Annotated in this window: 16 protein-coding genes; 3 read left to right on the forward strand and 13 right to left on the reverse strand. The window is 58.9% G+C overall.

Annotated features, from left to right (window positions below; all coding sequences use genetic code 11):
• Positions 1-130: 130 nt before the first annotated feature.
• Positions 131-1,687, forward strand: a complete 1,557-nt coding sequence (locus IVB32_RS30605; RefSeq protein ID WP_247412439.1) for an ISL3 family transposase — start codon at positions 131-133, stop codon at positions 1,685-1,687.
• A 151-nt stretch (positions 1,688-1,838) separates the two neighbouring features.
• On the forward strand, positions 1,839-2,867 hold the full coding sequence (locus IVB32_RS30610) for an IS110 family transposase (protein ID WP_247412359.1): 1,029 nt from the start codon (positions 1,839-1,841) through the stop codon (positions 2,865-2,867).
• Positions 2,868-3,247: 380 nt separating this feature from the next.
• Here IVB32_RS30610 and IVB32_RS30615 read toward each other — a convergent pair whose 3' ends face one another.
• The 13 genes from IVB32_RS30615 to IVB32_RS30675 form a co-directional block, all read right to left on the reverse strand.
• Positions 3,248-4,114, reverse strand: a complete 867-nt coding sequence (locus tag IVB32_RS30615; RefSeq protein WP_247412360.1) for an electron transfer flavoprotein subunit beta/FixA family protein — start codon at positions 4,112-4,114, stop codon at positions 3,248-3,250.
• 411 nt (positions 4,115-4,525) lie between these two features.
• Positions 4,526-6,286, reverse strand: coding sequence for a nif-specific transcriptional activator NifA (gene nifA / locus IVB32_RS30620; RefSeq protein ID WP_247412361.1), 1,761 nt, complete (start codon positions 6,284-6,286; stop codon positions 4,526-4,528).
• A gap of 259 nt (positions 6,287-6,545) precedes the next feature.
• Complete coding sequence (locus IVB32_RS30625; RefSeq protein ID WP_247296043.1) at positions 6,546-7,382, reverse strand: SDR family oxidoreductase; 837 nt, start codon at positions 7,380-7,382, stop codon at positions 6,546-6,548.
• Between the two features lie 916 nt (positions 7,383-8,298).
• A complete protein-coding gene (locus IVB32_RS30630; RefSeq protein WP_247412362.1) occupies positions 8,299-9,273 on the reverse strand; it encodes a nodulation protein NodZ in 975 nt (324 codons plus the stop codon).
• A gap of 198 nt (positions 9,274-9,471) precedes the next feature.
• Positions 9,472-11,478 carry a carbamoyltransferase gene (locus IVB32_RS30635; RefSeq protein WP_247412363.1) on the reverse strand — a complete coding sequence of 669 codons (2,007 nt, stop codon included), beginning with the start codon at positions 11,476-11,478 and terminating at the stop codon, positions 9,472-9,474.
• A gap of 190 nt (positions 11,479-11,668) precedes the next feature.
• Positions 11,669-12,457 carry an ABC transporter permease gene (locus IVB32_RS30640; protein WP_026232959.1) on the reverse strand — a complete coding sequence of 263 codons (789 nt, stop codon included), beginning with the start codon at positions 12,455-12,457 and terminating at the stop codon, positions 11,669-11,671.
• Positions 12,458-12,460: 3 nt separating this feature from the next.
• On the reverse strand, positions 12,461-13,375 hold the full coding sequence (gene nodI / locus IVB32_RS30645; RefSeq protein ID WP_247390152.1) for a nodulation factor ABC transporter ATP-binding protein NodI: 915 nt from the start codon (positions 13,373-13,375) through the stop codon (positions 12,461-12,463).
• A 4-nt stretch (positions 13,376-13,379) separates the two neighbouring features.
• Positions 13,380-15,092 carry a nodulation protein NodU gene (gene nodU / locus IVB32_RS30650; RefSeq protein ID WP_247412364.1) on the reverse strand — a complete coding sequence of 571 codons (1,713 nt, stop codon included), beginning with the start codon at positions 15,090-15,092 and terminating at the stop codon, positions 13,380-13,382.
• An 11-nt stretch (positions 15,093-15,103) separates the two neighbouring features.
• Positions 15,104-15,733, reverse strand: coding sequence for a nodulation methyltransferase NodS (gene nodS, locus IVB32_RS30655; protein WP_247412365.1), 630 nt, complete (start codon positions 15,731-15,733; stop codon positions 15,104-15,106).
• 22 nt (positions 15,734-15,755) lie between these two features.
• The gene (nodC, locus tag IVB32_RS30660) at positions 15,756-17,114 is read right to left on the reverse strand and encodes a chitooligosaccharide synthase NodC (protein WP_247412367.1); all 1,359 of its coding nucleotides are present in this window, start codon (positions 17,112-17,114) and stop codon (positions 15,756-15,758) included.
• A 14-nt stretch (positions 17,115-17,128) separates the two neighbouring features.
• On the reverse strand, positions 17,129-17,788 hold the full coding sequence (nodB, locus tag IVB32_RS30665) for a chitooligosaccharide deacetylase NodB (protein WP_247412370.1): 660 nt from the start codon (positions 17,786-17,788) through the stop codon (positions 17,129-17,131).
• Entirely contained in the window at positions 17,785-18,417 is a 633-nt protein-coding gene (locus IVB32_RS30670; RefSeq protein ID WP_018455474.1) for a NodA family N-acyltransferase, read from the reverse strand. Before IVB32_RS30670 ends, nodB begins: the two co-directional genes overlap by 4 nt.
• Entirely contained in the window at positions 18,414-18,830 is a 417-nt protein-coding gene (locus IVB32_RS30675; protein WP_247412442.1) for a response regulator, read from the reverse strand. Before IVB32_RS30675 ends, IVB32_RS30670 begins: the two co-directional genes overlap by 4 nt.
• A gap of 442 nt (positions 18,831-19,272) precedes the next feature.
• Between IVB32_RS30675 and IVB32_RS30680 the strand changes: the two genes are divergently transcribed.
• A complete protein-coding gene (locus IVB32_RS30680; protein WP_018455472.1) occupies positions 19,273-20,217 on the forward strand; it encodes a LysR family transcriptional regulator in 945 nt (314 codons plus the stop codon).
• The last annotated feature ends 24 nt before the right edge of the window (positions 20,218-20,241 follow it).

A 20,241-nucleotide genomic window follows, 5' to 3' on the forward strand; every position in this document is an offset into this window, starting at 1 on the left:
TCCTTTGTGGCGCCTCTCTACGCGACCACGTTAGGCACTTTTGATGCCGGTTCGAAGGGCCGTTCCACACCATCACTTTTGATGAAGTTCAAGCGCCGGCTCGTGTTGGTTTCACAAAGGAATCAATATGATGCAGCGAGCCCTACGTCCGTCGGCTCTGGTCCCTCACGGGTTTGACGTGAAAAGCGCCTTTTGTAATGGCGCTACGACCCTGATCACCGTGCGTCCCACGAGCGGGACCAGTCTCTGTCCCGGCTGCGGGACCAGTTCTGGGCGGATCCATAGCCGATATCAGCGGCGCCTAACCGATCTGCCGCTTGCGGGGCGGCAGGTTCGCTTGGTGGTCGTGGCGCGCCGCTTCCGCTGCGTTACTGCTCTCTGCGGTCGGCGTATTTTCACCGAGCGCTTCGATGACGGCGCTCTAGCACCGTGGGCGCGGCGAACGACCCGGCTCGATCTGATCGTCCATCACCTTGGCCTCGCCTTGGGTGGCCGCCCAGCGGCGAGTTTTGCCCGTCGACTTATGCTGCCCGTGAGCAACGACACGTTGCTTCGGGTGGTTAGAAGGCGCGGGTGTCCACCCTTTGCTGCGCCGAGCGTTATCGGCATCGACGATTGGGCCTGGCGGCGCAATCAGCGGTATGGAACTATCATCTGCGACCTCGAGCGGCGACGACCGATCACTCTCTTACCCGACAGAGAGCCAGCCACTGCGCAGGCCTGGCTCGCGGGGCAACCACAAATCGCTGTGGTCGCGCGCGACCGCGGCGGCGGTTACGCCCTTGCTGCGGCCAAGGCACTCCCGCACGCCACCCAGGTCGCCGACCGTTGGCACCTCATGGAGAACGCCAGCCACGCCTTCCTGGATGCGGTTCGCAAATCCATGCGCCAGGTCCGCATCGCGGTCGGCTCCGCCACCATAAATCCCAACTTATTGACCGCCGCCGAGCGCATTCAATATGAGGGTTATCTTCGGCGAGAAGACACCAACGCGGCAATCCTCAAACAGGCTGAGACGGGCGTCTCCATAAAGGAGATCGTACGGCTCACCGGCCATAGCCGGGGCCTCATCCGCAGGGCATTGCGAGGTCAGCGATCCGACGTGTTCAGGGTGCGCGAGAGCTCGCTCGAGCACTACCTGCCATGGCTCGATGTTCAGTGGGCCGCTGGTCATTGTAATGGCGCCGACCTGTGGCGTTGCCTCAAGGCGCAGGGATTTAGAGGCTCGGTGCGAGTCGTTACCGAATGGGCGACACGCCGTCGGCGTGCCGAAATGCCCGATGCTCAGAGCCTGCAGCGCGTACCGTCCGCGAGAACGATCGCCCGCCTGATGACCAATGGCCGCGATACACTATCAAGGTCAGAGACCGTCACCATTGCGGCGATCGAGCAAGGCGTTCCTCTTCTGGTGGAAGCTCGAGAGATCATAGCCGCTTTCCATGCGATGATCCGCAAGAAGGCTCACATGGAGCTTGAACCATGGTTGGAACGGGCACGCGCAAGCCTCGTCATGTCTTTCGCCAACGGCGTCATCAAGGACAAGGCCGCCGTCAGCGCAGCGATCACAACGTCCTGGTCCAACGGACAGACCGAGGGCCAGATCACCAAGCTTAAACTGGTGAAGCGCCAAATGTACGGACGCGCCAAGCTCGACTTGCTGCAGGCTCGACTAATCGGTGCCACATGACCAGTGCTGCACCAAAATTGCGTCAGAGCCAAAATTGGACGCCGATGAGGGGTCAAATTTGCAAACGATGACGTAATTGCGGTCGGCGCTCGTGGCAGACAAGCTCCGTTATCGTTGAGCCCTCGCAATCAAATGATTCGAAGGAGTTCCCATGAAGCAGTACGTCGGGCTGGACGTCTCACAGAGAGAAACCGCTGTGTGCGTTGTCAACGAGACCGGTCAAGTAATCTTCGAAGGAAAAGCCAAGTCTAATCCTGGTGCCTTGACTGACCTGCTTAGCAAACATGCGCCTCATGCCGAGCGTATCGGCTTCGAGACCGGTGCGATGGCGAGTTGGCTATGGCATGAACTCCGCAGGGTTGAGCTTCCGGTGGTCTGCATCGACGCTCGGCATGCGCACGCAGCTTTGTCGGTCCGAATGAACAAGAGCGATCAGAATGATGCGCGAGGCCTTGCCGAACTGGTGCGGGTTGGATGGTATCGAGAGGTCAAAGTCAAAAGTGAGGAAAGCCAGAAGATCCGAGCGATCCTTGTCGCCAGATCTCGGCTAGTGTCCATGCGCCGAGACATCGAGAACCAGGTTCGCAGCTTGATCAAGGAATGTGGATTGCTATTCCCTCGCGCGATCGGCCAACAGTTCCGCAACCAGGTCAGCGAACTCTTGGGCGCCGATCATTTGCTTCTCAGCGTGATATCGCCGCTGCTCTCGATCCACGAGAACGTTTGTCAGCAACAAGGTAAGTTCGACAACGAGGTCCGCCGGTTGGCAAAGCTGGACGAGACGACGCGTCGCCTGATGACGGTCCCGGGGGTCGGTGTCGTGACGGCCCTAACGTTCCGCCACACGATCGATGACCCCTCGCGCTTCCGATCGGCTTCTACGGTCGGCGCCTACCTAGGCCTTACGCCGAGGCGCAGCCAATCCGGCGAAACCGACACCAACGGAAAGATATCTCGATGGGGCGACCGGCTTCTCCGAACTTACTTGTTCGAGGCCGCCACTGTCCTTCTTTATCGAACCAAAAAGTGGTCTTCCTTAAAGGCCTGGGGCATGAAGCTCGCCAAGCGGATCGGCATGAAGAAGGCAAAGGTCGCCATCGCCCGAAAGATCGCCGTGATTCTCCACTGCATCTGGGTCGATGGCACATCGTTCGACTGGGGCCAGCCGAAGCCAATCTGATATTTGCTCGCAAGTTCCTGGTCCGGTCCGCCGGACTGGCGATGTCCCGCTGGGACGGTGGTCGTGGTGACCTCGGTCAATCGGCTGGTGGCGGTTCGCCCGCACTCCGCTGCAAACGTTGAGGCGCCCGATCCGGACATCATCATGAGGCGCTCGCGACCTCGGAAAGGACCATGACCCCAGCTACGACATCAACCTAACCCGACGAAGCCGCCAACGACGTCGATTGCCAATCCCGCTAGGCAATCGTCTCGCCATCCGCGATCGCTCCGTCTCCGCAACCTGACCAGCTCCGACGGAGCAATCGCTACCGGCGTGTCACTGGAGAGAGGAAGAATGGTAGCTTGACAACAAACCGCAATTAAAGGGCCGATTGACATTCACGCACCGCTAGTTTGGGCGGATGAGGTACCGCGCGCAAGCTGTGCGAGCTCCATCTCGAGCGTAGGGTTGCGCTTGAACATGGCGTCGATCAACGCTTGCGCCGGCTGCTCGGCCGCTTCCACCCACGTCGCCTTCTCCGCTCGTGCGGAGGGCGCGAAGACACGCTTGACGACCGTCGGCGACCCCCTCAGACCGCATTTGGCCATGTCATCCACGCCGGCAGTTTGAGCGCTCCATTTTACGACGGAGGCACGGGCCGCACGCAAGGCGTCGATCATTGCACCGCGGCGAATTTGATTGCTTGCCTCTAACATGCTGACGAGACAAGGAAGCTTGGAACGCAGCACTTGGACTCCTCCTTCGCAGCGCCGTTCCGCATCGATCGTGCGTGCTTTGAAGTCCAACGCTTTGATTGTTGAAACATACGTAAGCTGCTGGACCCCGAGCCTCTTTGCAATGCCAGGTCCCACCTGCGCCGTATCGCCGTCGATAGTCTGCTTGCCAGTGAATATGACGTCTGGTGGGCCATATTCCTTCCCGATATTGCGAATCGCGCACGCCAGAGCGTAACTCGTCGCCAGCGTATCAGAGCCTGCGAAACTACGATCGGTGAGCAGGACAGCACGATCGGCACCAAATGTCAGCGCCTTTCGGAGAGATTCTTCGGCCGACGGCGGCCCCATTGTCAGAACAGTGATTTCACCGCCGAACTTGTCTCGTAGCTCGAGCGCAGCTTCCAGTGCGAACAGATCATATGGGTTGATGATCGTCGGCACGCCCTGCCGCATGATCGTATTCGTGACAGGATGCACGCGGATTTGTGCGGAGTCGGGGACCTGTTTGATGCAGACGATGCTGTGCATATGCTTCTCCTAAGATGTTGAGCAGGCTCCCCACGAATAGCAACTGTCATACCACCCGGGCACTTCGCCGATGAGCGACGAATGCAACGGCTGGCGATTGACGGCGAGACCGTTGGGACTGCGACGAGCTGCGTAAAGCGGGACGTGATCTCTCTCATCTGAGTCGCGCCATAAACGGCCCGGCCGCGATCTTGCGCCGGTTCGACACCTAATCATTTCTCATAGGGCGAATACATTGCAAGCAGACGATGACCAGCACGCGGCTGACGCGAAGATGGCTTACGCTCCCGGCATTGCCTCCCAAGCAGAGCACATCGGTTTCGTATCCGCTTCATGGACCAGAGTACCGCCTCTTGCGCACGCTCTCCTACCGCGCCCGGCGATCGAGAGAGACGCGAGCCGACTTTTTATTCAGAAGCGCTTGATCTCGATACCGTGCCTTCTCAAGGCATAGCCAATCTGGCGCGGCGTCAGTCCAAGCAAGCGCGCCGCCTTGGCCTGTACCCACCCGGACGTTTCCATCGCGGCGACTACGCGCTCGCGATCTGTGACCTTGGCGGCACCTATGTTGGGTCGGCCGGGTGGCTCTAGCGGCGTCAGTTCGCTACCGACCGGCTGAACGTGTGCCACAGCTTGTGTCGGCGGCATGCTCAGCCTCGCGGGAAGTGAGATTATAGGGCTCGGCTGTCGTGCCACTTGCTCCAGCCCGCACTTCCATAGCGTGGCCGACAGGCATTGCCCGTGGCAGCAGGCAAAATCGTCTCTTACGATCGACGATCCGTGCGCCAGGGTCGCGGTCCGCTGCACACAGTTCTCCAGCTCACGGACATTACCGGGAAATCCGCAATTCATAAGAACGTCTATCGCACTTGACTCGAAGACCAGAGCACGGCCGTTCTCATTGTTGAAGTTCTTCAAGAATCGAGCGGCGAGAAGCGGAATATCAGTGCGTCTTTCGCGCAGCGGCGGCAGTAGCAGAGGAACCACGCTAATGCGATAATAGAGATCGGCACGAAACTCCTTCCTTGCCACCGCCTCTTCAAGATTCTTGTTCGTGGCAGCAATCACGCGGACGTCGACTTTGATCGTCTGATTGCCGCCCACCCGCTCGAACTCCTGCTCCTGAAGCACGCGCAGGAGTTTCGCCTGGAACGACGCCGAGATCTCGCCAATCTCATCCAGAAACAACGTTCCCTTGTCCGCGAGTTCGAAGCGACCCTTGCGCGCGTTGAATGCGCCCGTAAACGCCCCCTTCTCGTGACCGAACAATTCGGATTCCAGCACCGTCTCGGTGAGGGCTGCGCAATTCAGCTTGATAAAGGGGCGTTTGGCGCGCGCTGAACGCTCGTGAATAGCCTTCGCGACCAGCTCTTTGCCGGTGCCCGATTCGCCACGCAACAGAACGGTGCTATTCGATTTTGCGATCAGCTCGATCTTCTCAAGCATCGCGCGCAGCGCCGGACTGTCGCCGATAATTCCCTCGACTTGGACCTTCTTACGCTCCCGGCCATGAGGCTTGAGCTCGGACGAAGGCTGCGTCTGCAGCCGGAACTCCTCGTCCATAAGCCGCCCGCGGTCGCGCACAAAGGTGCAATGCAGCTTTGCCGTCTGGCCCAGAAGGCTTGCGACCATCGTCAGCAGGCGGAGGTCGTCCTCGAGCTGCGCATGCGTCCCGTTGTCTGCGATGCGGTCGATGCTCAGCGTACCCACAACTTTCTCGTCGATCTCTATGGGAACGCCGATGAAGGCAACACACGTATTACGGGCGGCGTCTAGCATCATCTCGACTTCCGAAAAACTGAAGATCGAATGCAGCGCTACGTTCTCGACGATGAGCGGCCGCCCCGTCGCCACAATTTGATCAATTGCTCCTTGCGGCAAGCGCCCCCCGCAACGCGCGTCGCGCCCTTCGCTCCGGCCGTCGTCTACGATGATCTCGGGCACCCCGTCATGTTCGAACAGACATACGATGCCGCGCCGCATCTGCACGAGCGATGGCAGCCGCTCGATGACGCTCGCCAGCTTGGCTTCGAGCCGGGATAGGCCAGTGAGCGTGTGCGCTATTTCAAAGATCGTGCTTAGCGATTTCTCTTGCGACGGCAGAATAGAAGCGGAAGGGTCCGCGCCGGAGGTTGAGTTTGGTGTTTCGCTCAGGGAAACGCTGTCCAGCATAGTGACTTCTCCGTTCCTTTCTTGATCCTCCCCATCACCTCGATCGGACTTGTTAGACTCGTGTTGCATGCCTGCCTCGATCTGACATCCAATTCTCAGGCCGGGGGCGAGAGATGACGGCTCTTCATGGCACGCCGGCAGCACTTACAGTGACTAGATTTTGCGCTTATTCTTTCCAACTCGCTGCGCGGATTCGCCCGCCCAACATGGCTTCGATCGATGAAGCTGAGTTAGTCGGGTTCGCCAGGAACGGATTCACTCACAAGTGTTGCCCGCCATTGATCGGCACTTCGGCACCGGTGACATAACTTGCCGCATCTGAACATAGGAAGAAAATGACCTTGGCGACCTCTTCGGGTGTACCCACCCGGCGTAGTGGGATCTTTGGCACGAGATGCGCTTCCGTATCAGGCGACAAAATGTCCGTCTTGATTTCGCCGGGCGCGATCGCATTGACGCGAATGCCATGTGAGGCGTAGTCGTGCGCCATTTCGCGCGTGAGACAAGCGAGCGCAGCTTTCGACGTGGCATATGCCGTGCCTGCAAATGGATGCACCCGCGCTCCGGCGATCGAAGTCACATTGACGATCGAGCCTGACGCCGCTTTTAGCTCATCGAACAGACCTTGAGCGAGCAGGATCGGCGCCACCAGATTGAGGTGGAACACGCTCATCCAGGTATCGACTGAGGTCGCCAGCGACGTGAGCCGGGCACCGTTTGGCGTTTTTGGTGAGTTTCCGGCATTGTTTATCAGTCCCTGCAGCGGTGCGCCGGCAAGGCGCTCCTTTATCTGGGCAATCACGCGCGGTAGCGTCCGATGATCGCTCAGGTCGACTTCGATATAGCTATCCCCCTCTGAGTCCCATGGGCAGCGCACCGCATCGAATGGTTGGCGCGCGCAAGAAATGATGCGCCAACCGGCTTCCGAAAACAATCTTCCCGTGGCGCGACCGATACCGCGCGATGCCCCGGTCAATACCAGCGTCTTCCGCTCACGCAGCGGACGGCCCGCTCCATCGGCGTGAATTGGACCACGAGGGTCCGTTTCCGACGATTTAGCTGCGACCGCGTTGTCATCTGGTAGACCTAGATTCACACGCGACTCCCTTCCGCTCCCCTCGCCCGTGCACCTGGTGCAGGATCCGGGCCAGAGCGAAGCAGGGCACAGGTGGCGCGCTTTTACGACGCAAATGGCAGGTTCCGAACATCTGGCCTGTTTGCTTTGCGACACCGGCAGCGCCGCAGCAATGGCTGTCGTCGAGCTCCCGGGTGCTGCCCACTGCGTGCGCTACGCTTCGAGCCAGAGGCTGGGGTTTGCATGGCGAGCTGACTGCGTCACCACTCCACGAGTGGTCTGTGGGTCATGCGCGCTAGACGAGATAGATTAGCTGCGGGCGGAGATCAGGATTTAATGGCCGGTTCGTCCAAGTTGCTCTCGGCCTGGTTACGCGCGGCCGCACATACGGCTCTTGAGCAATACCGATGGGCCGCCGGCCGCGCGGTTCATCACACCTCCGTCCGAAAGGACTCCGCGAGCGGAGCATGAACAAAGGCCGCGTCCAGAAAACGAAAGCCCTGCCCAGCAAAGGCGATCCATCTACCGGACGCGCCTCCTTGCTGCTGGGACATTCTGTCGTGACTGTCTGTTACGTCAGATTTCCTCGGCGACCCGGACCGCCATTGCCGTGCTTTTCACCGTCTGGCCAGCGACGGCGGACTTGGCTGGAGGATGACAGAACTGTAAGCTTTCCGCGCGACTCGACTTGCACCGGAGGGCCCGAAGTGTTGCCGGGCAAGACCGCCGGCCCTCACTGGCATCCGCCTTACGCTTCTCAGGCGTTCGCCCTCCCACCGCACCGCATCCATGGTAGTGCGCCGGTCAGCCGTCGCTTGCGGGACGGAAGTCGCCATCCAACGTTCCTGCGACACGTTGCGAAACTCGACCGTGTCGAAGCCAGCAGTATCAGACCGATGATCTAGCCCGTCATTGTTCAGGCCCACATTCTGGCGCTTCAGGAAGCCGCGAAATGCTCGTATGGATTATCGATCAGGGTCAAGCGCTCCGGATTGCTCTGGTCGAATTCAATAATCCGTGGCACGAGCAGACGGGCATAGCGCGTGAAGGCGCTGGTGGGGGGAAAGCGGATCACGGTAGCGCACCGCGCAAGAAGATACATGTCGATGAGAGCGGAAGCTCCACCTTCAACTCCCATTTCCGCACTATGCAACGGCCCTGCCCGATCGGCCTGGAAACGTTTTGGTACGGCGAAGACATCGGGAAACAGACCCGATAGGCGATCGAGCACCTGTGCACTGTCCGTGCACAGGAAGACCTTTACAGGCTTTGGATATGGCAAAGCCTTGGCTTTACGGATTGCCATGCAAACCTGACGAAGGGCGAGCTCCGAATCGGCCCAGTACGGCGCATGCTCCATGATATCTTCGCCATTGCCGTGCCGAACATGAACGCCAATGATGCTATGGCCGCTAAAATGTTCCTCATACAAGGCGTCGATCCGCGCTTGAATCTCAGACCTGAGCTTGATGTTCCGAAAGATCAGTCGTTCGGCTGCCTCGCCACAACGCCACATTAGGCAGGCGTCACAGACAATGGTGTTGGCTTCGTTATCTTCTCTCGCCTGGAACAGCTCGGTCAGTTCGTCACGTTCTCGGAAGATCTGCTCATCCGGACGATTGATGCAGTCGATCGACGGCCTATTCCACCACCGCGGGAAGAACGGTCCGGGAAACGAGAGCTGGTTGACCCGGTCATCGCAAATCACCGGTACCCCAGCGATGTCCTCAACCGGCTCGAAGAACACCGGAAAGGCGTTGCTGAACGGTCGGTCGATGTAGCAGGAACCGCGCCAGTCAACGACGAGCGTCCGCCCGGTCCGCTGCGCGTACGACCAGGCCGACGCCAATGACCAGAGGCAGTCACCGAAGCCGGTACGCCTCCGAGAAATAACAAAGCGTTCCTTGGTCAAGTTATCAAACCCTTCTCGTTGTGCAAGATCAGCTTTGTGTGGCGCACCTAGCATCTGCGATTCCGATCCACGCCAGTGGACGGCTGGTCACCGGGACGCAAGGCGATCAACCCGCAACCCTCCTCCACGGCACCGCGTTTGGGAGGTCATGCGAGAGGCCTCCAAAGAGCCCTCTTCCGCATTGCTCACCTTTTGCAATCACGCGGTCGGTGACGGATGCAGCCGTATACGGCGGAGATCCCAGAGCCCACGCAGTTCGTTCACGAGAGCTTCTCGCCTAGTCCTGTCAGAGGTGACCCTGGCGAGAAGATCGGCAAGAACAGCTTCCTTCTCAATTTGCATCAGCATGTCGAACAGGTCATGCGAGACGCGCACGCTCTCCTGGCTGGAGTGACCCATGCGGATCTCGCAGACTGTCTCCTGGCGTTCTCGGCCCGCATGAGCGCGAACCCGGTAAAGAGATACATGGGGCGGCAGTGATACAGCGAGTGCAGTCCAGCTTTCGAGCGTTGTCGCCCGCTTTTTGACGAGGAATGAACCGATTACAAGGCCATCCAGCTCGGTTGACAAAAACGCCGTAATCGCATCGGCAACGGAATCTACGATCGGTTCGGCATTGTTGTTGAACGACGTGTTAAGCAAAATCGGGACGCCTGTCCGGCTCTTGAACGCATTGATGAGTTCCCAATAGGCGGCATTGTTCGTGCGGGAAACCGTCTGCAGCCGAGCCGTACCATCGATATGCGTGATCGCGCCCAGCAAAGCACGCTTGGATTCCCGCACGCGAACGACGAAATTCATGAAGGGGTATTCTGCGCGACCATCCGGCAACTCAAAGAACGCGCCCGCATCCTCCTCCAGAACTGATGGTGCAAATGGTCGATAACTCTCGCGCTTCTTGACCATCGCATTGATCCGGTCCTTGTTCGCCGCGGGCCTCGGGTCCGCAAGAATACTACGGTTGCCGAGCGCACGAGGGCCGAACTCCGATCGGCCCTGCACCCACCCGATCACGGCGCCATCAACCATCCACTCGGCTGCTCTGGTTGCGACCTCAGCGGTCCGTTCAAACTCGAGGTGTCCGGCCCATCCCTTCAGTTCCTTTTCGATGCTATCGTCGCTGCCGACATCTGGCCCCCAATAAACCGCCTGTAGCCGCTCGCGGGGCGCAGGCTGCCCGGCCTCGTTCGACACCATCAGCGCCGCGCCCAATGCGCATCCGGCGTCATGCGCAGCCGGCTGCACGAAGATGTCTTCGAACAGGCCTGAATACAGGAGTTTTCCGTTCAGCGTGCAGTTATGGGCCACCCCGCCAGCCAGGCACAACCGTTTCATTCCGGTCGACTCACGGTAATGCCGCAGAATGTGAAACACGATCCGCTCCAGCGCCTCCTGCAACGATGCGCTCACATCTCGATGCTGTTGGGTGAACGGCATTCCCTTTCGCCGGACCTCGATATTGTGCAGCAATGCTGGGCCGATACGTTCGAGGTGAACGCGGTAGCCACCGTTTGCGCAGAGCTCATAGAATTGGGAAAAGAGCTCGCGATAGCGTGCGGGATCTCCGTAAGGAGCCAGTCCCATAACCTTATACTCGTCGAACAGGCCGTAGCCGAGATATCGGATCGTCTCCAGATAGAACAGTCCGAGAGAGTTATTCTCTGGAAATGTCATAAGCTCGGTCATTTCGCTGCCTGACCCGACAGCCAAGAGACCCGACAGGAAGTCGCCACAACCGTCGATCGCGAGGACCAGGCTATCTTCAAAACCCGACATCGCCAGAGCGCTCACGGCGTGGGCCTGATGGTGGCCTACGAATGACACCCGGGAAGGATCAACTTGGGTACCGAACTCCGTGGCTAGAAGGTGCCGTAGCAGCAGATTCGCATCTAGGGGAATTGAGATTTCCGGTTGTGAGATGAACAACCGTTCGAGCATTGCATTGCAATAGGCTTCAGTAGCGTAGAACGCAATACGATCGACGTCGCGAAGCTCCACACCCGCGGCTGCAAGACAGTATTCGATCGCACTGCTCGGCAGCTTGTTTGAATGTTTGATCCGGTTAAGGCGCTCCTCTTCCACGGCAGCGATCACGCGCCCGTCCTTGACAAGTACCGCGGCGCCGTCGTGCAGAAACGTGCCCGGCAGCCCAAGGGGGTTTTCATAGACCCTGTCGAGGCCGCCACTCAATCCTAGACACAGCATCTTGTTCTCCGTTAATCCTGAGAGGCCTGTTGGCCTATTTCGTATCGCTTGCTTTGGGAGTAGGCCGCGCGAGGCCGATCAGGCATCGCTAGCTGACGAGACGCATATAAGCGTCGCACGCGATTGGAAATTCGCTAAGCCCGATATCTCATCTCGCACACGCGATGCTTCGCTTTAGATCTTATTCCTCTCACCGCATCAGGCGCTGCCGAAGGAGCACGGCCGAGACGAGGAAGGGAACTGCTGCGTAGATGCAAAGTGCGCCCACATGCAATCCGACGCTGTCAACCGGTCGACCAAGCATTGTTGGACGAATGAGATCGACCGAATGACTCAGCGGCAATAAGGCTGCGATGCGTTGAAATGAACCGGGCAACTGGCTCATTGGGAAGATCGTCCCGCTTAAATACATCATGGGCGTAAGAATAAGCGACTGGTAGAAGATGAAATAGTCGTGGCTCGGTGCAAGTGCTGAAACGACCATTGCGAGACTCGCGAAAGTAACGCCAGTGAGGGCGATGGCTGGTAACGCATAGGGAATGGATGACCACTCTGCGTAACCCAGCGCGACGGCCACAATCGTGATCGCGGTCCCGGCGAGCAAGGCCTTGCTCGCTGCCCAGGCCACTTCACCGAGGACAATGTCGCCGAGCGTAAGGGGCGTACAGAGCACTGCCTCCCAGGTGCAATTTGTCTGCATGCGAGCGTAAGCCGCATAGATCGTTTCGAAGGTTGCGGAGACCATCGCGCTTGTGGCAACCATTCCAGCCGCCAGAAACGAGATGTATGAGGTGCCCTCAACACCACCTATGATCATTCCAAGGCCAAAACCGAGACCGAACAGAGAGCTCATCGGCTCGGCCAGATTCCCAAGAACCGATGCCAGAGCAACTTTCCGCCAAACCAGAAAATTGCGGCGCCATACCGCCATCCAGTTCCATGGATTAGCAGGGAGCGCCGGCGCAAAACGTTGCCACATCGTTCAGTCCTTTATCTCTCGCCCGGTTAGCCGCAAGAACACATCCTCCAGATTTGGAGGACGCTGCAGAAAGCGCAGATCCGTGCGGTTGACAAGCCGGAGGCGCACCTGCTCTGGATCCGTGACATAGCAGAACAGCGTCTCCCCGCTCACCTCAGCGCGCTGCACTTGGGGTCTGACCAGCGGCAGCAGTTCGTGCGGGTTACCGCCGTAAATCTCGATCACTTGGCAGCCGATCTGCTGCTCGATCAGCGCGCGAGGCTGACCTTCGGCGATCTTACGGCCGTGCTCGAGCACGCACAGGCGGTCGCACAATCGCTCCGCCTCTTCCATGAAGTGGGTGGTGAGAAGGATCGTTTTGCCGCGCCCTAATAACGAGCGCAAGCGTTCCCAAATCAGGTGACGGCCGTGCGGATCGAGGCCGGTCGTCGGCTCATCAAGGACCAAGAGCTGCGGATCGTTAATGAGGGCCCGTGCCAACGTCAGGCGTCGCTTCATGCCGCCGGACAGTTCGGCGACTCGCGCGTCCGCCTTGTTCTCCAGGCGTGCGAATTCGAGCAGTGACGGCGTGACCGCTTCCACCTCAGCCGCGCTCATGGCGAAGTAGCGCCCGAAAACGAGCAAGTTTTCGCGCACCGTGAGCTGAAGATCAAGGTTATCGAACTGTGGGACAACCCCGATCCCCCGGCGCGCCAAGCGCGCCCGCGCCGGCACTGGCTCGCCGAGCACGCATATCTTACCTGCGTCGGGCGATGCAACACCCAGGATCAAACGCGCAAGCGTGCTTTTACCCGCGCCGTTTGGTCCCAGCAGACCGAAGCACTCTCCCGGCGAGACCGTAAACGAAAGAGCGTCCACGACGGCCCTGTCGTCGTAGAACTTGCTCACCTGGAAAAGGTCGACTGCCGCGGTTGACATTTGCTTACGCCATCGCGACGGACGTTGTTCCCGCCGCTTCCCCGCTTGCGCGCTTTTTTGTCCAAAGCAGGCCGTCACACCATACGTGATCGACGCGTCCCCACTGGCACGCGGCGGCAGCATCCGGGAAAAAGCCGCGTCCATGCAGATTGGCGCTGGTATTGCAAAGCAGCGGAATGGCTGTGAGCTTCTCGTATTCGACGAGAAGCTCGGCCACTTTATGCTGAGAGGTTCTAGAAACGGTTTGTAGACGAGCAGATCCATCGAGATGCACGACGGCGGGAATTTTGTCCCGCCATTCTGGTCGCGTCTGGTGATCGAACAGCATGTACGGATCAGGTATTCCAGGGCTAAAAATCTCCGCGGCACGATCCTCCAGGCAAATCGGCGCTACCGGCCTGAAATGCTCACGAAGTTTGACGTCGTTGAGATGATCCTTCATTCCTTCCCAGCTCGCAGCCGCGAGAATGCTTCTGCCACCCAAGGCTCGCGGCCCGAGCTCGGCACGCCCGGCAAGGAAGACCACGGGCTTGTCGCAAGCGAGGATTGCCGCAAGTTGGCCCATAGTGCAGGGCGCGCCCTCCCATTCGGGCGGGACTTCGCTGGGACGCACGGCCGGTCCGCTGTAGACCGACCATTCCAGAGCTCTAAAGCCTTGCTGTGCCGCCAATGCAGAGCAAGCAGCACCAATGGCTGAGCCGCTGTCGTTCGGAAAGGGCGGCACCCACACGAAATCGAACAGGCCTGTCGCACGAAATGCACTATTCCACTTAATATTCAGGCCACAGCCGCCGGCTATGCAGAGGTTACGCGCCCCCGCAAGATTCGAATGCCGCTCCACCACATCAGCAATGGTGCGAACCAGCAGACGCTCTAGAAACACGTGAAATGACGCAAGGACGTCTTGGGCCTGTTTTTCCTTCAATCGCATTGCGCACGCATCGAAGAAGTCGTGCAGAGCTTCAAGTGGCGATTGTGAGCTGTTGATCGCTTCAAGCTCAGGACAAGCGCCTTCAGCATCCGTGGCAAAGTGCGCCTCATAAAGTTCATGAAACGTCTTAATACAGTCCTCGTCGGGCGATCCCAGTGCGATATAGGCCATCAGCTTGCCGGCAATACCGAGATCCCAGCTGGTCCGGTCTGCCCGCCTGTAAGGTCCAAAGTGGTGTCCTGCCGTCGCATAGGCGTGACCTATTATCGGAAACAGGCACTCAATGAACCGGATGCCGTGGGGCTCTACATAGTAGAGGCGCGGAAAAATGCAGCCGTCCCACACCAAGCAGAAAGCAGATTGTCCGGATTTGGCAAACGAGCTGGCGCAGTATGCGGATGCTACGTGCCCGGTGACGTGGGGATAGCTTTGATAGGGATATAGCTTCCCATCAAGCATGAGGCCGATCCGATCGCGGGACGTCAGGGGGCTATCGCCTTGCCGTTCGACATACGGCGCGCCCTTGAGCTTGATGGTCGTCGTCCCACTCAGGACTTCAAACTGTGACTCGAACTCTCCATCCCAGCCATCAATGACGAACTGATCAACATCGCTCGGATCCAGCCCGTGCTCCGCCAAGGCGTCAACAACGGCATCCAGGTTGTCGATGGTTTGATAACGCGGATTGTTGTTCAGCTTCTCCTGTTCGACACAAAACACCACCCGGCCGTCCTCGATCAGAGCGACTGCCCCGTCGTGCGTCAACTTGATACCGCAGATGCGCATAGTAGGTCCTTTCAAGCTCGGCCGTTAGAACAAATCGAAGATCGCTCCGGATTGCGAAAGCGGACCAACAAGCAGTCTTCGTCAGCCGACCGCCCCTGGCACTGCACGCGTTCGACCTCAATGAGCGCTTCAGCCAACATCGTGATGACTGTCTCGGCGCCAGCGACATGCCCCCATCGCCTGCAGGTGGCATCACGTGCAGATCCGAAGACCAGGTGCCCACCTGGAGCAAGCATCTTCACCAGCTTGTCGATTGCGGTACGCATCCGTGTCATGTCTTCGAGATAGTAGAGAACTTCGGCGACCACGATCAGATCGAACAGCTCTTCGGTCGAGAACTGCAGAATATCGGTCGCCGCCCAGCTGATATGCGACCACCTCTTGGTCCGCTGGACCGCTCGACCGATCGCTCGCGGCATAACATCGATGACCGTGAGCCGTTTGCAGTGAGGAGCAAGCTTCTCTGTGAATGCACCGGCCGCGCACCCGATCTCGAGGCCGGTTGAGACGGCGCCGTTCGACAGCGATAGTCGTAGCAATTGGGTGTGACGCTCACGTTCGAACGGATTGTCGTCAAGCCGCCACGGGTCATCGTTGGTCAGCTCCCGTTGCAACGATTGATATGTCTTGTCCACGCTCACCACTAAATCCCCTACAAAGCTGTCAGTCAGTCGCGGCGGCAATGCCATCAGACGCGATCAGCTGCGAGGAAGCGCGCGGAAGACCTGCCCCGCGAATTGAGCCTGGCGCTTCCGATCCCGGGTTAAGGCTTGGTCCATTTGTCGCGTCTTCGATCGAGGCCTTCGACTCATCGACGTCTGATGATTTCGCTACTTTGCGCGAGAGCCAGTCGCTGTTGCTCAAGGTACAGAGCGCATAGGCTTTCATCGGGAGCAGGAGGAAGATGTTGATAGGCGTGTGCAGCGAGAAGCCGATAAATCGAAGCTCGCCGGCACGAAGGGCCGCCACGCTGCATCGAACCATGGTCATCGCGACGATGGTCAGACCGGTCCACCAGGGCACGGTGCCGGTGAGCGCGAGCTGAGCGAGCGCGGCAATCGATGAGATGGCGAGCAGCAGCGGCCCGAGGTTCTGTCCGAGCACGTCGAGCGTAAGGTACCGGTCCAGGCCGGGCAACAGGTGCAAACCCAGCAGCGTATCGCGGTAAGTGCTCCGCGCCCAGCGGAGCTGTTGCCGCAGATAGGGCAAGAGCCTGTCCGGGACCACCGTGGCGGCGATGGCGTCCGGAACGTACTCGGTTCGAAACCCTGCCTTGAGCATGAGGATCGTCAGATGGCGGTCCTCACCGAAGTCGCTCGGCTTTCCTCGGAAGAACTGCGTCTCGTACTGGTCCAGCAGCAACAGCAGCGCGGAGCGGCGGTACATGGCACACGGCCCGCAGCAGCACATGACGGCACCAAAGCGCGTCTGAGCCGCGCGCTCCTCGTTGCAAGCCAACCAGTACTCCATGTCGATCAATCGGGTCAGCCAGCTGTCGTTCCGGTTGCTGGCCATCAATTGCCCCATGGCCGCGCCGACGGCTGGATCCTGCATCTTGCGTACGAGTTTGCTGACCACGTCGCTGGCGATTTCCGTATCGGAATCGACGTTGAGCACGAGATCGCCGAACGACCGGCGTATCGCTGCGATCTGCGCCTTACGCTTTCCAACGTTACTTGGCAGCAGAATGACGGTGAACCTCGGGTCATACGCGTAGCTCCCATGGACCGGGGCCACTGCAGCGACATTTGCAGAGCCGTCATCGACCACATACACCTGCAATCGCCCTGGGTAATCCTGGCTTGCGAGAGATTTCAGGCAGGCCGCCAGCGTGCGCGGATCCTCGTTGAAGCAGGGCACGATGATATCCACGCTGGGCAGAGCACCGGCGTCGACCGAGTCGTACGGCGGCAGTGAGGCGTCGATTCGCAGCGCATAAAGCGCCTGCGCGCTCTTATGGACGCTGGAGAGCAACGCGTAGGAGGCAACAGCAACGGTGCTGATGGTGGCAAGCAGGCTCATGGGAATTGATCTATTCAGTGAGTTTGAGGAAGCGACCGGATTGCAAATCCACGGTCATGCAGTGCTGGAATGAGCTGGGCGAGCGCCGTCACAGTCTGGTCGCGGCGACCAGAATGAGGGCAGCGTTCCAACTCGTGGGGAGGGCACCCGTCGTGCAGGAGCACGATGGCCCCCGGGTGTACCGAGGCCAGCACCGCGGCAACGATCGCCTCGCCGCCAGGACGAGACCAGTCTTGCGGGTCGACTGACCAGTGCAGAGCTGCCAGTTCGGCCTTCGCCGACGCGGCGAGGGCCTCCTTGGTCCAAGTCCCATACGGCGCACGCATGTGCCGCACAGAGGCTCGCGGGCAGGCCATTCCGATGACCTTGTTCGTTGTGAGGATCTCGTATTCCACCTCATCGGGCATGCATTTGGATAAATCCGGATGCGTCATTGTGTGGTTTGCGATTTCGTGCCCTTCCGCGACGATGCGCTCCATCAGCTCCGGCTGACCCGCTGCATATGCACCGATCACGCAGAAGGTGGCGGGTGCTCGATGCTGCGCCAGCACATCTAGGATAGCCGGCGTGCAATGCGGGTTGGGCCCATCATCAAATGTGAGATAGACGCAGTGCTCTCCGCCGGAGTCGGCGCAGTCGCTCCGCGCTTTAATTTCGCCGTCTGCAGACGTCACAGTTCTGGCCCGTTCCGTTCAATCATCTCACCGGCCGGCCATTCGCTCATTGGCCTCGCAATCGGCAGAACGAGGCCGACCACGTCCTCCACGCGCGTCGGAGGCACAGTGAGATAGATATCCGGACGAGCGGACCGGACACGGAGCCCTGGCAGAACAGTCGCTAATCCCTGTCGCCCGAGCAGCCTGGTAATATGTTTCTGCAGGGCAGATCGGACCGTGCCAAAACCGAACGGCACCCCAAGATCTCGCAATACGGGATACATCACGCGGATGGAGTGGCTGATGCCGAGCCCCTCGAGATCCGGGCGCACCCCGTACAATCCGAGTTCAGCCACAAGCAGATCGACCTCACCCACTTTTATGAAGCGGCGCAGTGCGCCGATGTGAATCGCAACACCACGATCATCGTAGCCGATTGCGCGAATCTCAGGCCTTGCGCCGGCCCAGCTTCGATGACCTTCAAAGGGCTTTGCATTGAATGCCCCGGTCGGACCATAGGTCTTCCGGAAGAAGTCGGACAACTCAATATGGTCAGCAAGTTGAAGCTCATTCTCCCAGCACAGCCTCCAACGAACTGGAGGGCGCGCCGAAGCACCTCGTGTGGATCCGGGCGCGATCATTTTCATAGAGAGTAATTCCTATTCATTATCTGGCTCCTGACGCACGCCAGCAGTTCGCTACGCTCGAAAGGCTTGCTCAAAAACTGGAGTCCAGTTTGCAGGACTCGCCTCATATCGTTTTCGAAGCTGTCTGTGAGCAGAACGGTGGGAATCGCGCGTCCGGATGCAGCCAGATGATGGAAAAGCTCAAAGCCACTCATCACGCTCGACTGCATGTCCGCGATCAAGCACGACGTGATCATACGGCGGCCCGATTTCAAGAACTCGTCTGCGCTCTCGAAGGGTTCGGGTACGTAACCCGCCGAAAACACCATATCTGTCAGACCTTCACGCACTGACCGATCGGCATTCACAATGGATACGACGTCGAGCGTGTGCGCAACTCGCATCAGATTCACCAAGGACGGTTTCGCTTGCATGTTCGGCACGATTTCTCCGCAGCAAGGACGCAATCGGATGCGACCAAAACACATTTGGCACCCGCAACCGAAGGGGTCCAACTGGAGGGAAATCTACGGTCAGGTTAAGCGTTCGCTCAATTCTACAGCGGTACACGGCCGGTATAGAATGGGTTGGCGAAGCCATACGATGGTTTGCTCGTCCTATACGCCCACGCACATTTGCGGATCGCCACCGTGCTAGCTCGCCGAGATAGGACTTGCGCAACACGCGCGAAACTGCGACCGCACGGTCCAGATGTCTTGATCGGTCCCTGGCGCTGGGCTGAGACGCGCTACGATTTGTAACCATTCTGATAGATCTGGCATCTCGCTAAACTATCCTTTGCTATCCTCAGTCGGTACAAATGGTAAAATCGATTGTATCGATAGAACACATTCATACGGTGGATCACTCAAGATCATGCGTTTCAAGGGCCTCGATCTGAATCTCCTCGTCGCGTTCGACGCCCTGGTGACGCAAGGCAATCTCACTGCGGCGGCAAGAAGCATCAACCTCAGTCAACCTGCCATGAGTGCTGCCGTCGCGCGGCTTCGCACTTACTTTCGCGATGAGCTATTCACGATGAGGGGTCGGAAGCTTGTCCCAACGCCGCGGGCTCAAGCGCTCGCAGCCCCAATTCGCGAGGCTCTCGCTCACATTCAGCTCTCCATCATTTCTCCGGAGGGCTTCACTCCGTCTCAATCGAATCGGCGATTCAGGATCATCCTGTCCGACTTCATGACTGTCGTGTTTCTTCGAAGAATCGTGGACCGCGTCGCGCGGGAAGCTCCGACGATCAATTTCGAGTTGCTGCCGCCCTTAGAGGAACCCGATGAACTTCTCCGGCGCGGTGAAGTCGATTTTCTCATGTATCCGGAGATGTTCATGTCGAGTGCGCATCCCAAGGCGGCACTGTTCGAGGACACGTTCGTTTGCGTGGGCTGCCCCATGAACAAGCAGCTGGCGCCGCGACTTACGTTCGAGAAGTACATGTCGATCGGGCACGTGGAAGCCCGGTTCGGGGGCTCCCTGAGGCCCTCCTTTCACGAATGGCTCTTGCTCGAGCATGGTTTCAAGATACGCACCGAGGTCGCAGTGCAGGGTTTTGGTATGATTCCGCCTATGTTATTGGGCACCAACCGTATAGCGAGTATGCCCTCAAGACTGGTCAGCCATTTCGCAGACACGATGCCCCTGCGGGTCATCGAACCTCCGCTGCGACTTCTCACATTCACCGAGGCCGTCCAGTGGCCGGCCATTCATAATACTGATCCTGCAAGCATTTGGATGCGCAACATGTTCTTGCAAGAGGCATCCATGATGGTCTCTCCGTCCGAGACCAACCAATGTCACGGCCCGTTCTAGCATTGTTCGGCCGTTTGCGATCTA

The sequence above is a fragment of the Bradyrhizobium sp. 23 genome (assembly GCF_023073295.1).
In the GTDB taxonomy this organism is placed as follows: domain Bacteria; phylum Pseudomonadota; class Alphaproteobacteria; order Rhizobiales; family Xanthobacteraceae; genus Bradyrhizobium; species Bradyrhizobium canariense_D.

Bases quoted from the DNA above. Each gene is read 5' to 3' on its own strand.
- IVB32_RS30605 (WP_247412439.1), top strand. From the start codon at position 131: ATGCAGCGAGCCCTACGTCCGTCGGCTCTGGTCCCTCACGGGTTTGAC.
- IVB32_RS30610 (WP_247412359.1), top strand. From the start codon at position 1,839: ATGAAGCAGTACGTCGGGCTGGACGTCTCACAGAGAGAAACCGCTGTG.
- IVB32_RS30615 (WP_247412360.1), bottom strand. From the start codon at position 4,114: ATGCACAGCATCGTCTGCATCAAACAGGTCCCCGACTCCGCACAAATC.
- nifA (WP_247412361.1), bottom strand. From the start codon at position 6,286: ATGCTGGACAGCGTTTCCCTGAGCGAAACACCAAACTCAACCTCCGGC.
- IVB32_RS30635 (WP_247412363.1), bottom strand. From the start codon at position 11,478: ATGCTGTGTCTAGGATTGAGTGGCGGCCTCGACAGGGTCTATGAAAAC.
- IVB32_RS30640 (WP_026232959.1), bottom strand. From the start codon at position 12,457: ATGTGGCAACGTTTTGCGCCGGCGCTCCCTGCTAATCCATGGAACTGG.
- nodI (WP_247390152.1), bottom strand. From the start codon at position 13,375: ATGTCAACCGCGGCAGTCGACCTTTTCCAGGTGAGCAAGTTCTACGAC.
- nodU (WP_247412364.1), bottom strand. From the start codon at position 15,092: ATGCGCATCTGCGGTATCAAGTTGACGCACGACGGGGCAGTCGCTCTG.
- nodC (WP_247412367.1), bottom strand. From the start codon at position 17,114: ATGAGCCTGCTTGCCACCATCAGCACCGTTGCTGTTGCCTCCTACGCG.
- IVB32_RS30670 (WP_018455474.1), bottom strand. From the start codon at position 18,417: ATGAAAATGATCGCGCCCGGATCCACACGAGGTGCTTCGGCGCGCCCT.
- IVB32_RS30675 (WP_247412442.1), bottom strand. From the start codon at position 18,830: ATGCAAGCGAAACCGTCCTTGGTGAATCTGATGCGAGTTGCGCACACG.
- IVB32_RS30680 (WP_018455472.1), top strand. From the start codon at position 19,273: ATGCGTTTCAAGGGCCTCGATCTGAATCTCCTCGTCGCGTTCGACGCC.